The 10,281-nt window shown below is 72.1% G+C and carries 10 protein-coding genes and 1 pseudogene; 6 read left to right on the forward strand and 5 right to left on the reverse strand.

The genetic code is table 11. The annotated features are described in order from the left end of the window. A pseudogene (locus tag GTW40_RS22930) lies at positions 1-554 on the reverse strand (molybdopterin-binding oxidoreductase); the annotation flags it as partial. 211 nt (positions 555-765) lie between these two features. On the opposite strand from GTW40_RS22930, the gene GTW40_RS22935 reads away from it, so the two are divergent. After that, positions 766-2,274: a SulP family inorganic anion transporter gene (locus GTW40_RS22935; protein ID WP_161182076.1), complete on the forward strand. Its 1,509-nt coding sequence runs from the start codon at positions 766-768 to the stop codon at positions 2,272-2,274. Between the two features lie 3 nt (positions 2,275-2,277). Here the strand turns inward: GTW40_RS22935 and GTW40_RS22940 are convergent, their stop codons facing one another. After that, positions 2,278-2,928, reverse strand: coding sequence for a peroxiredoxin-like family protein (locus GTW40_RS22940; RefSeq protein WP_161182077.1), 651 nt, complete (start codon positions 2,926-2,928; stop codon positions 2,278-2,280). Between the two features lie 123 nt (positions 2,929-3,051). Here GTW40_RS22940 and GTW40_RS22945 point away from each other — a divergent pair, with 123 nt between their 5' ends. Together GTW40_RS22945 and GTW40_RS22955 are read left to right on the forward strand one after the other, a co-directional pair. Next, the gene (locus GTW40_RS22945; RefSeq protein WP_161182078.1) at positions 3,052-3,651 is read left to right on the forward strand and encodes a TetR/AcrR family transcriptional regulator; all 600 of its coding nucleotides are present in this window, start codon (positions 3,052-3,054) and stop codon (positions 3,649-3,651) included. A 301-nt stretch (positions 3,652-3,952) separates the two neighbouring features. Further along, positions 3,953-4,882 (forward strand): slipin family protein, encoded by a 930-nt coding sequence (locus GTW40_RS22955; RefSeq protein WP_161182080.1) that lies wholly within the window; start codon positions 3,953-3,955, stop codon positions 4,880-4,882. Here the strand turns inward: GTW40_RS22955 and GTW40_RS22960 are convergent. Beyond that, entirely contained in the window at positions 4,833-6,017 is a 1,185-nt protein-coding gene (locus GTW40_RS22960) for an MFS transporter (RefSeq protein WP_161182081.1), read from the reverse strand. The two genes, GTW40_RS22955 and GTW40_RS22960, sit on opposite strands and share 50 nt — an antisense overlap. A gap of 76 nt (positions 6,018-6,093) precedes the next feature. On the opposite strand from GTW40_RS22960, the gene GTW40_RS22965 reads away from it, so the two are divergent. The 3 genes from GTW40_RS22965 to GTW40_RS22975 all read left to right on the forward strand — a co-directional run bounded on the left by GTW40_RS22965 (position 6,094) and on the right by GTW40_RS22975 (position 8,617). After that, a complete protein-coding gene (locus GTW40_RS22965) occupies positions 6,094-7,068 on the forward strand; it encodes a helix-turn-helix domain-containing protein (protein ID WP_161182082.1) in 975 nt (324 codons plus the stop codon). A 53-nt stretch (positions 7,069-7,121) separates the two neighbouring features. Further along, positions 7,122-7,628: a glutathione peroxidase gene (locus GTW40_RS22970; RefSeq protein ID WP_161182083.1), complete on the forward strand. Its 507-nt coding sequence runs from the start codon at positions 7,122-7,124 to the stop codon at positions 7,626-7,628. A 77-nt stretch (positions 7,629-7,705) separates the two neighbouring features. Then, entirely contained in the window at positions 7,706-8,617 is a 912-nt protein-coding gene (locus GTW40_RS22975) for a helix-turn-helix domain-containing protein (RefSeq protein ID WP_161182084.1), read from the forward strand. Positions 8,618-8,774: 157 nt separating this feature from the next. Here the strand turns inward: GTW40_RS22975 and GTW40_RS22980 are convergent, their stop codons facing one another. Both GTW40_RS22980 and GTW40_RS22985 read right to left on the reverse strand, forming a co-directional pair. Then, a complete protein-coding gene (locus GTW40_RS22980; RefSeq protein WP_161182085.1) occupies positions 8,775-8,966 on the reverse strand; it encodes a DUF397 domain-containing protein in 192 nt (63 codons plus the stop codon). Positions 8,967-9,154: 188 nt separating this feature from the next. After that, positions 9,155-10,012, reverse strand: a complete 858-nt coding sequence (locus GTW40_RS22985; protein WP_161182086.1) for a helix-turn-helix transcriptional regulator — start codon at positions 10,010-10,012, stop codon at positions 9,155-9,157. Between the last annotated feature and the right edge of the window lie 269 nt (positions 10,013-10,281).

Raw genomic sequence — 10,281 nt, forward strand, 5'->3', positions numbered from 1 at the left:
GCCGCGGTGGCCGCCGCCGTGAGGACGAAGCCCCGGCGGTCGAAGGCGCCGGTGGTTCCGGGGGTGGGGCCGGGCTCGTCCCGCCGGTGCTGGAGGCGCCCCGCGAGGGCGTACAGGAGCAGCGCTCCCGCTACGGCGCCGAGCAGGGAGGGCAGCGCGTCGGTGAGGCCCGTGGAGTCGGGGCGGCCGGTCGCGGCCACGGCGCCGACGAGCCCGAAGAGCAGGACACCGGCGGCTCCAGCCCGCCGGAACCGTACGGCCGGCACGCCCAGCCCGGCCACCAGGACGGCCAGCACGACCACGATGCCCGTCTGGAGCACCAGCTTGTCGGCGGTGCCGAACTGGCGGATCGCCCAGTCCTTCACGGCGGCGGGCGTGCGGTCGATGGCGGCGCCGCCCACCGCGACGACGGGGCCGGACTCCGGACGGACGGCGGCGGACGCCAGCTCGGCCGTCGCCAGGGCGCCGGAACCGGCGAGCAGGCCGCTGAGCGCGCCGAGTACCCGGCGCAGCGGGCCCGGGCGAGGCGCGGGATCTTTCTCCTCGTCTCTCACGAGGGGAATCCGGCGCTGTGACCTGGGCGGATGGGTGGGCTCCCCGGATCAGGTGAAAAAAGATCCGGGACCCATCCGGACCGGTGCGCGGCCACGTATTACCTGTTCGGGGTCCCGGGGGTTTGCCTCTTCGGGGTCCCGAGGGCGCGGACGCTGTTCGTCGCCGCGGGTAAAGTTGCTTCTTTCCCGAGCACGACAGGTTCGTTTTCCCTTGCCCTCCTCCCTACCGTCCCCGGCCGCGTGGTCGCGTGGTTTCCGCCGTCCGTCCTGGCTGTCCGATCCGAGGGTGCTGCGCACCGAGGTGCTGGCCGGGCTCGTGGTCGCCCTGGCGCTGATCCCGGAGGCGATCTCGTTCTCCGTGATCGCCGGGGTCGATCCGGCCATCGGGCTGTTCGCGTCGTTCACGATGGCCGTGGTCACGGCCGTCGTCGGCGGGCGCCCCGCCATGATCTCGGCGGCCACCGGTGCCGTCGCGCTGGTCATCGCACCGGTCAACCGGGAGCACGGCTTCGGCTATCTGATCGCCACCGTCATCCTGGCCGGTGTCTTCCAGATCGTCCTCGGCGCGGCCGGCGTCGCCAGGCTGATGCGGTTCGTGCCGCGCAGCGTGATGGTCGGCTTCGTGAACGCGCTGGCGATCCTCGTCTTCATGGCGCAGGTGCCGGAGCTGACCGGCGTGCCCTGGCCGGTGTATCCGCTGCTCGCCGCCGGGCTGGCGATGATGGTGTTCTTCCCGAGAGTCACCAGGGTGATCCCGGCGCCGCTCGTCTCCATCGCCGTCCTCACCGTGGTGACGGTCGCCGCGGGGATCGCGGTGCCGACCGTGGGCGACAAGGGCAAGCTGCCGTCGTCCCTGCCGGTGCCGGGGCTGCCCGACGTGCCGTTCACCCTGGACACGCTCACGACCATCGCCCCGTACGCGCTCGCCATGGCGCTGGTCGGGCTGATGGAGTCGCTGATGACCGCCCGGCTCGTGGACGACATCACCGACACCCGCTCCTCCAAGACGCGCGAGTCCGTCGGGCAGGGCGTCGCCAACATCGTCACCGGGTTCCTCGGCGGCATGGGCGGCTGTGCCGTGATCGGCCAGACGATGATCAACGTGCGGGTCTCCGGTGCCCGTACCCGGCTGTCCACCTTCCTGGCGGGGGCCTTCCTGCTGACGCTGTGCGTCGTCTTCGGGCCGGTGGTGTCCCGTATCCCCATGGCCGCGCTGGTCGCGGTGATGATCATGGTGTGCTGCGCGACCTTCGACTGGCACTCCGTCGCGCCGAAGACCCTCCGGCGGATGCCCGCCGGGGAGATCGCCGTCATGGTGATCACCGTCGTGTGCGTGGTCGCCACCCACAACCTCGCCGTCGGCGTCGTCGTCGGCTCGATCACCGCCATGGCGGTCTTCGCCCGGCGGGTGGCCCGCCTCGCCGAGGTCACCGCCGTGACCGACCCCGACGGCGGCACGGTGATCTACCGGGTGACCGGCGCGCTCTTCTTCGCGTCGTCCAACGACCTGGCCGGCCGGTTCGACTACGCGGGCGACCCCGAGAGGGTGATCATCGACCTCTCCGCCGCCCACATCTGGGACGCCTCCTCCGTCGCCGCCCTGGACGCCGTCGAGGCCAAGTACGCCCAGCGCGGCAAGACGGTCGAGATCACGGGCCTGAACGAACGCAGCGCCCGCATCCACGGGACGCTCAGCGGAGAGCTCGCCGCGAAGGACTGACGGTCAGCGGAGGGAGTCCAGGGCGTCCACGACGTCCCCCGGCTCGGCCCGCTTCGTGTAGTCCGTGTCGACGAACGCCCAGCGGATCACCCCCGCCGCGTCGATGACGTACGTCGCCGGGATCGGCAGCGTGCGGGCGTGGCCGCCGTTGGAGCGGTGGAGGTCGATGCCGAGCCGGGTGTAGACGGCGGCCAGGTCGTCGGGGAGGTCGAAGGCGAGGCCGTACTGCCGCGCGACGGCGGAGCCGGGGTCGCTCAGCACGTCGAAGGTCAGCTCGTGCTTCTCGGACAGGGTGAGGGACTCGTCCGGGACCTGCGGGGAGACCGCCACCAGCCGGGCCCCGCGCGCGGTGATCGCCTCGTGGTGCCGCTGGAGGGCGCGGAGCGCGAGATTGCAGTACGGGCACCAGGCACCGCGGTAGAAGGTCAGGACGACGGGGCCCTCGGCGAGCAGCGCGTCCAGCGAGAGCGTGCCGCCGGTGGCCGTGGCGAGGGTGAAGGCCGGGGCCTTGTCGCCGGTGGTGAGGGCCTGGGCGGCCTGACCGGAGTCGGCGAGTTCCTGGTCCGCCCTCCGCATGACCTCGCGGATCTCGGCGGGGATGTCCTGCTGGCGCGCGGTGTAGAAGGCACGCAGTTCGGTGTTGAGCGTGGTCATGACTCTCGCCCCTCCCGGGTTCGTCTTGGAACGACCGTTCCAAGATAGCCGTTCCCCCTTGATCCGGGGCGCGTATCTTGGAATCGGCATTTCAAGATGACTTCAGGATGACGAGGCCGGACCGTGCCGGACATCAAGCACTTCGACCCGGACGCCACCCTGGACACGGTGGTGCGACTGTTCTGGCGGCGGGGCGTGGCCTCCACCGGCGTCCAGGACGTGGTGACCGCGACCGGGCTCAACCGGTCCAGCCTGTACGCCACGTTCGGCGGCAAGCAGGAGCTGTACCGCGCCGCGCTGCGCCGCTACGTGGAGCAGTGGTCGTGGCCCGCGTTCCGGAGCCTGGCCGAGGACGGGCGGGGACTGCCGGCCGTCGCCGAGTTCTTCGGCGCCCTCATCGAGGTCCGCTGCTCGGGCGAGTACGCCCGCTGGGGCTGCATGATCGCCAACGCGCACGCCGGGGCCGAGCACGACGACCCCGAGGTGCGCACCCTGCTGGAACGGCATCACCAGGAGCTGCGCGACGCCATGCGTGCCGCCCTGGTGTCCGCCGGACGCCAGGGGCAGCTCGCCCCCGGGACGGACCTCGACGCCTCCGCCGAGCTCCTCACCCTCCTCGCCTACGGCGTCAACCTCCGCTCGCGCACCGGCGCCGACCCCGAGGCCCTGCGCAGGACCGTCACCGTCGCGCTCGGCCCGATCAGGGGCGGCGCCGGAACGTAGGCGCCCCCGCTAGCGGCGCCGCGCCCCCTCCGCGCACCCGACGCACATCGTGGCCGCGGGCCGTATCGCCAGGCGCTCCGGCGGGATCGGACTGCGGTCGCGGACCTCTGCCGTCCAGTCGGTCATTCCACCGCAAACGATCCCTTTCGCGGGCGTATTCCGTCGCGCCTTCGCAGCATGCTCCGTCGCTCATTCTTTGCGTGGTCATGACCGGCGGACCGGCATCCACGCGGGCCCCCTTCGAGTCCTTCTCCTTGTCCGGGCCCGCCGGGCAAGGAGTCGCGTCGGAGAATGGAGTGCCATGGACGGCGCCGTCGTCGCAGTGGTGGTCGTGGCCGTGTTCCTGCTGCTCGTGCTGAAGAGCGGGATGCGGGTGGTCAACCAGGTGGAGCGCGGGGTGGTGTTCCGGCTGGGGAGGGCGCTACCGGGGGCCCGGCAGCCGGGGATCACCTTCCTGGTGCCGTTCGCCGACCGCATGCGCAAGGTGAACGTGCAGGTCGTGACGATGCCCGTGCCGACGCAGGAGGGCATCACCAAGGACAACGTCTCGGTGAAGGTCGACGCCGTCGTGTACTTCCGGGTGGTCGACCCCGTGCGGGCCGCCATCGAGGTGCAGGACTACATGTTCGCCGTCGGCCAGGTCGCCCAGTCCTCGCTGCGCTCCATCATCGGCAAGAGCGACCTGGACGACCTGCTCAGCGACCGTGAGCGGCTGCACGAGGGGCTGGCCCTGATGATCGACAGCCCGGCGGCCGGGTGGGGCGTCCACATCGACCGGGTCGAGATCAAGGACGTCCAGCTGCCCGAGTCGCTGAAGCGGTCCATGTCCCGTCAGGCCGAGGCCGAGCGGGAGCGCCGGGCGCGGGTCATCACGGCCGACGGCGAGTTCCAGGCCGCGCAGCAGCTCGCCAACGCCTCGCGGATCATGTCGGACACGCCGGAGGCGATGCAGCTCCGGCTGCTCCAGACGGTCGTCGAGGTGGCCGCGGAGAAGAACTCGACGCTGGTCATGCCGTTCCCGGTGGAGTTGCTGCGGTACTTCGACAAGGCGGCGCAGCAGTTCGGAGGCAGCTCCGGTGCGGCGAACGCTCCGGCGCAGGCCGCCGCGCCCGAGGTCACCCCGGCCCCCGCCGCCGAGGTCGCCCCCGCCCCCGCCGCTCCCGAGCTGACCTCGCCCGAGGCTAAGCGGCTTCCCGAGCCGCGGCCGCAGGAAGACTCCGGCCGGCTGTAGCGAGGGCCAGCGTCACGGCCGCCGACGCCGCCGCCATCACCGTCATCGCCGTTGCCGGAGAGGCGAGTTGGGCGACCGTACCGGCCAGCGTCGCGCTCACGCCCTGGAGGGTCAGCATGCCCGCCGAGTGCAACCCCAGGGCGTGACCGGCGAGTTCGTCCGGAGTCAGGCTCATCAGCCGCTCCTGCTGGACCAGGCTCGCACCGAAGCCGACGGAGGCGAGCGTCACGCACACCGCGGCCACCGGGAGCGGCGGGTGCGCGGCGAAGAGCAGGTACGGGACGGCCAGCAGGAGCAGCAACGGAGTCGCGAGGCGGGCGCGCACCCCGGGCGGGAGCAGACGCCCCACCGTCACGTCCCCGGCGAACATGCCGAGCGCCGCGCAGGCGAACAGCGCGCCCGCCGCGTGGGGGGCGTACGACACGTAGAGCGATTCGCAGCCGACGACCAGGCCGTTGGGCACCCACAGCCCCAGATAGGTGAGGCGCCGCGAACGGGCCGACCACAGACGGGTGTTGGTGCGCCAGGTCGCCGCCGGGGACGGACGGCCGCCGATCCGGGGCGGGCGCGGGGAGAGGCCGAGGCGCAGCAGCAGCGCGGCCGTCAGATACAGGGCCGCCGCCAGGAGCAGGCAGACGCGCGGGGAGAGGGCGGCCAGCAGGGCGCCGCCGGTGGCGTAACCGGTGATCTGCGTCAGGCCGCTCATCATGTTGAACAGCGAACGCCCGGGCAGATAGCCGTCCTTGCTCAGGATCTCGTTCAGCAGACCCCAGCGGACACCCCCGCCGAGGGAGGCGACGAGGCCCAGCAGCAGGACGATCAGCAGGAGCAGGCCCGCGGGCAGGCCGGGCAGCGCCTGGAGTGCCGTACCCGCCGCGAAGGCCAGTCCGATGGCGGACAGGGCCGTGCGCGGGGGCAGCCGGTCGGCGCCGGAGAGCAGCACGGTCGCGCCGAGGACCTGGGCGAGGGACGGGCCGAACATGCTGACCGCCGAGAGCAGCGGGGAGCCGGTGGCGCGGTAGACGAGGGTGCCGAGGGCGAGTCCGCCGAGGGTCTGGGCCGCGGTCTGGGCGGCCGAGCCGAGGAACAGCGGGGTGAACTCCGGTGTGCGGAACAAGGATCGGTAACGGGGCATGCAGGGAGTCTCAAACCCCCTGGCCCGCGCCGATATTGTTTCGCCGGTGCGCGAAAGCTCGTGAGGGGGAGCCGACTTGGGGTGGTGGCTGCTCGACGCCGACACGCTCGCGCGCGGGCGGTTCGTGATCTCGCCGCTCGCCGAGACCTTCGCCGCGCTGTGGCTGCTGCACACGGGGAGCGGTTCGCATCCCGGGGAGCGGGAGTGGCTGCGCGCCCATCTCCCCCGCTATCAAGCCCTGTTGACCGGCGACCCGATCACCGCGCGCCTCGTACAGGCCGGGCTGGGCCGGAACTGGACCGCCGACTTCCTGACCCCCACGCCCCGCCCCGGCGAGGACTTCGCCACCGAGGTCGCGCGGGTACGGGCCGCCCGTCCGGCCGCCGCCCGCGCCCACCTGCTGCTGTCGGTCGAGGGCCCGCTCCCCGCCGTACTGGAGCGCGACGACCTGCCCGAGCGGGCGGCCGCGCTCCTTGAGTGGGTGTGGGCGGAGACGGTACGGCCCACCTGGGAGCGGCGCCGCAAGGTGCTGGAGGCGGATGTGCTGGCGCGCACGGCGCGGGTGAGCCGGGACGGCTGGGCCGGGGTGCTCGACTCGCTCCGGCCGGGGCGGACGCGGTGGCTCGGGGACAGCCGCCTCCAGGTCAACCTGTACGCGTATCCCCCGCGCGACATCTCGGGCGCCGCGCTGGCCCTCGTCCCGGTGACCCCGCAGCGCGGCGGCTGGGTGGCCTGGGAGGACGGGCGGCGGTACGCCATGGTCTACCCGTGCGCCGGTTCCCTCGCCTGGCACCGCGAGCGGCCGGTCCCGGCGGGTCTGGGCGCCCTGCTCGGCCCGGCCCGCGCGGGCGTCCTGCTCCTGCTGGACTCCCCCATGAGCACCACCCAGCTGACCGCCGTCACCGGCCAGACCCTCGGCTCGGTCGGCCGCCATCTGAAGGTGCTGCGGGAGGCGGGCCTGGTGGTACGCCGCCGGGCGGGCCGCTCGGTGCTGTACGAGCGCACGGGTGCCGGGGACGGGCTGGTGGCGGCGGGGACGACCCACCCCTGACGGGGGGCGAGCCGGGCGGCACGGGCCCGCATCCCCCCGGCTAGCATCCGCCCATGACGACAACCGATGACAACACCCCCGTACTGGACACCCCCATCGACGCCCTCCAGGGCGGCGAAGCCGACCTCGCGCGTTACGCGGGCGGCCCCGTCCTCATCGTGAACGTGGCCTCCAAGTGCGGGCTGACCCCGCAGTACACGGGCCTGGAGCGGCTCCAGGAGCGCTACCGCGACCGCGGCTTCACCGTGGTCGGGGTGCCCTGCAACCAGTTCATGGGGCAGGAGCCCGGCTCCGCCGAGGAGATCGCGGAGTTCTGCTCGGCGACGTACGGCGTGACCTTCCCGCTGACCGAGAAGGTCGAGGTGAACGGCGCCGACCGGCACCCGCTCTACGAGCGCCTGGTGGGCTTCGCGGACGCCGAGGGGCACACCGGCGACATCCGCTGGAACTTCGAGAAGTTCCTGATCGGCCGCGACGGCGACGTCGTCGCCCGCTTCTCGCCGCAGACCGAGCCGGAGTCGGCGGAGGTCGTGGCCGCGATCGAGACCCAGCTCGGCTGACGCTTGACCTTGCCCCTGGGGCAGGGCCGAATGTCGCTGTCGCCGGGCGGAGGAGCCGCCCGGCGACGGAGGAAGGCATGGTGGACGAGGCGTTGACCAGCGCGGACGACGAACTGTCGGCCATCGCGGACGACGAGTTGCTGACCATCGGCGCGTTCGCCGCGCGGTCCCGGCTGTCGCCCAAGGCGCTCCGGCTGTACGACCGGCGGGGCCTGCTGGCCCCGGCCCACGTGGACGACGCCACGGGCTACCGCTACTACCGCGCGGCGCAGGTCGAGCGTGCCCGGCTGGTGGGTCTGCTGCGGCGGTTGGACATGCCGCTGGCCCGGGTCGCGGGGGTGGTGCAGGCCGAGGGGCTGGAGGCCGCCGACCGGCTGGACTGGTACTGGGCGCAGGTGGAGGCCCGGATCGCCGAGCAGCGGGCCCTTGTCGCCGAACTCCGTGACCGGCTGTGCGGAGGGACTGCGGAGATGGACGCGAGGTTCACGGTCGAGACGGTGGACATACCGGAGCGGGCGGTGCTCATCGAGTCGAGGCGCCCGCTGGTGGAGGAGCTGCCGACCTGGATTCCGGAGTCGCTGGACCGTCTGGAGGCGGTGGCCCGGGAGTGCGGGGGCGTGGCGGGCGATCCGTACGCCGTGTACCACGCCGAGGTACCGGCCGGGAGCGAGGCGGGGACCGAGGGCCCCGTGGAGGCGTGTGTGCCGGTCGCGGACGAGGCGGCGGCACGGGCATGGGCGGAGCGGCACTACGACGGGCCGGGGACGGCCCGGGTACAGGTGGAGCCGGCGGGGAGGCTGGCGCGTACCCGGATCGTCGGGGATCGGGTCACCCTTGCGCTGTTCGTGGCCGCCTTCGAGGCGGTGGAGCGGTGGGTGGAGGCGGCCGGTCTGGAGATCGCCGGGCCGGGCCGGGAGGTCTTCTTTCCGGAGCGGGTGACCGCCGGACCGCAGGGCCCGGGGTGCGAGGTGGCGTACCCGGTGCGCTGAAGTCGCCCTGGTTCGCCCTTGGTCGGGATCAGTGCGCGGAGCCCCTCGGCAAGGACGGCGTCTGGCCGAGAGGGCTCCGCGGGGTGCTGTTTCGCGCGTGGCCGTCGAAGCATGAGTCGCGCTTCCACGGAGGCGGAGGAGGACCCGGGAAGGGTCCTTACGCCTTGACCGAGGCCACGAAGGTGTTCCAGGCCGCGGCCGGGAAGGCCAGCACGGGCCCCTCGGTGACCTTGGAGTCGCGAACGGCGAGTTCGGCGGCGGTCGGCGACTTGACCTCGACGCAGGCGCCGTTGCCCGCGGAATAGGAGGACTTCATCCACGTCTCCGAAGCGCCCTGAATCAGTGCCATGTCCACTCCTGTTGCGAGTTGCGGTAGTGCGGTTCACGCCAACCCTGTCGATCGATTGGCGTGATCGACGCTACCCGGCAACAGCCGTCCGTGGATGGGCCGTTCACCCGAGCGGATGGCATATTCCAAACGCGCCTCCGCTCGGACGGGCCGACGGTGTACGATCCCCCGCCGCGTGTCCGGCGACCTCAGTCCGCGAAGTTTTTCGCCGCCTTCGCGATGAACTCCCGGGAATGTTCCACACTGAGGGACTGTGCCCGCAAATGCTCGTACATCACGGCGTACTTCTGTACGTCGGGCGCCTTCTCCAGGTACAGGTCGCTGGTGACGCCCTCCAGGTAGACCACGCTGGAGTCGGCCGTGTCGGCGAACTCCAGGATGGCGTACTGCCCGTTGAGCCCCGGGTGCGCGCCCGCCTCGAACGGCATGACCTGCACGGTGACATGGGGCAGCTGGCGCATCTCCATGAGGTGCTCCAGCTGCTCGCGCATCACCAGCCTGCTGCCCACGACCCGGTGCAGCGCGGCCTCGTCCAGGACGACCCACAGGCGCAGCGGGTTGTCCTCCTCGGTGACCCGCTCCTGCCGGTGCATACGGACGTTGACCCGCTTCTCGATCTCCGCGGTCGACGTCTCCGGCAGCGCGCCGCGCACCAGCGCCTCCGCGTACGCCCGGGTCTGCAACAGGCCCGTCACCAGCTGGGGTTCGTACACGCGGAGTGACTGCGCGGCCGACTCCAGGCCGATGTACACGCTGTACGGGATGTCCCCGAAGGCGTGCCACCAGCCCTGCTGGCGGGAGTCGCGGGCCATCTCCATCAGCGAGTCGACGACGCGCTGGTCCTCGACCTCGTAGACGCCGCACAGGTCGCGCACGTCGCGCTGGCTGATGCTGCGGCGGCCGTTCTCCAGCCGGCTGATCTTCGACTGCGACACGAGCAGGCGATCGGCCACCTCTTCGGCGGTCATGCCCTTCGCCTCACGGAGTCTGCGCAGCTCCTGGCCGAGACGGCGCCGCCTGACAGTGGGATTGACATTGGACGCCACGGTTAGCGCACCTCCGGCTGCCTGCCTGTTCCTGACACTTTGTGTATCTGCTGTTGAGCAGACTGCCACCAAGGTGCTTTCTACCGCTGGAAAACATCGGATATGCGGCGCGTACGCGTCAGTTCGGACATGATTCGGGTGAACGGCGAGGCGGTGGGGCGACGTTCACCCCACCGCCATGCCATCGGCCGTGCGCGTGGATCAGTGTGCGGCCGCCCGCGCCATGGGGCCGCGATGCGGCTGCATCGGCACCCCGTGCGCCGGTTCGG

It is taken from the genome of Streptomyces sp. SID4985 (assembly GCF_009863025.1).
In the GTDB taxonomy this organism is placed as follows: domain Bacteria; phylum Actinomycetota; class Actinomycetes; order Streptomycetales; family Streptomycetaceae; genus Streptomyces.

Bases quoted from the DNA above. Each gene is read 5' to 3' on its own strand.
- GTW40_RS22940 (WP_161182077.1), bottom strand. From the start codon at position 2,928: ATGACCACGCTCAACACCGAACTGCGTGCCTTCTACACCGCGCGCCAG.
- GTW40_RS22955 (WP_161182080.1), top strand. From the start codon at position 3,953: ATGGACGGCGCCGTCGTCGCAGTGGTGGTCGTGGCCGTGTTCCTGCTG.
- GTW40_RS22960 (WP_161182081.1), bottom strand. From the start codon at position 6,017: ATGCCCCGTTACCGATCCTTGTTCCGCACACCGGAGTTCACCCCGCTG.
- GTW40_RS22970 (WP_161182083.1), top strand. From the start codon at position 7,122: ATGACGACAACCGATGACAACACCCCCGTACTGGACACCCCCATCGAC.
- GTW40_RS22975 (WP_161182084.1), top strand. From the start codon at position 7,706: ATGGTGGACGAGGCGTTGACCAGCGCGGACGACGAACTGTCGGCCATC.
- GTW40_RS22980 (WP_161182085.1), bottom strand. From the start codon at position 8,966: ATGGCACTGATTCAGGGCGCTTCGGAGACGTGGATGAAGTCCTCCTAT.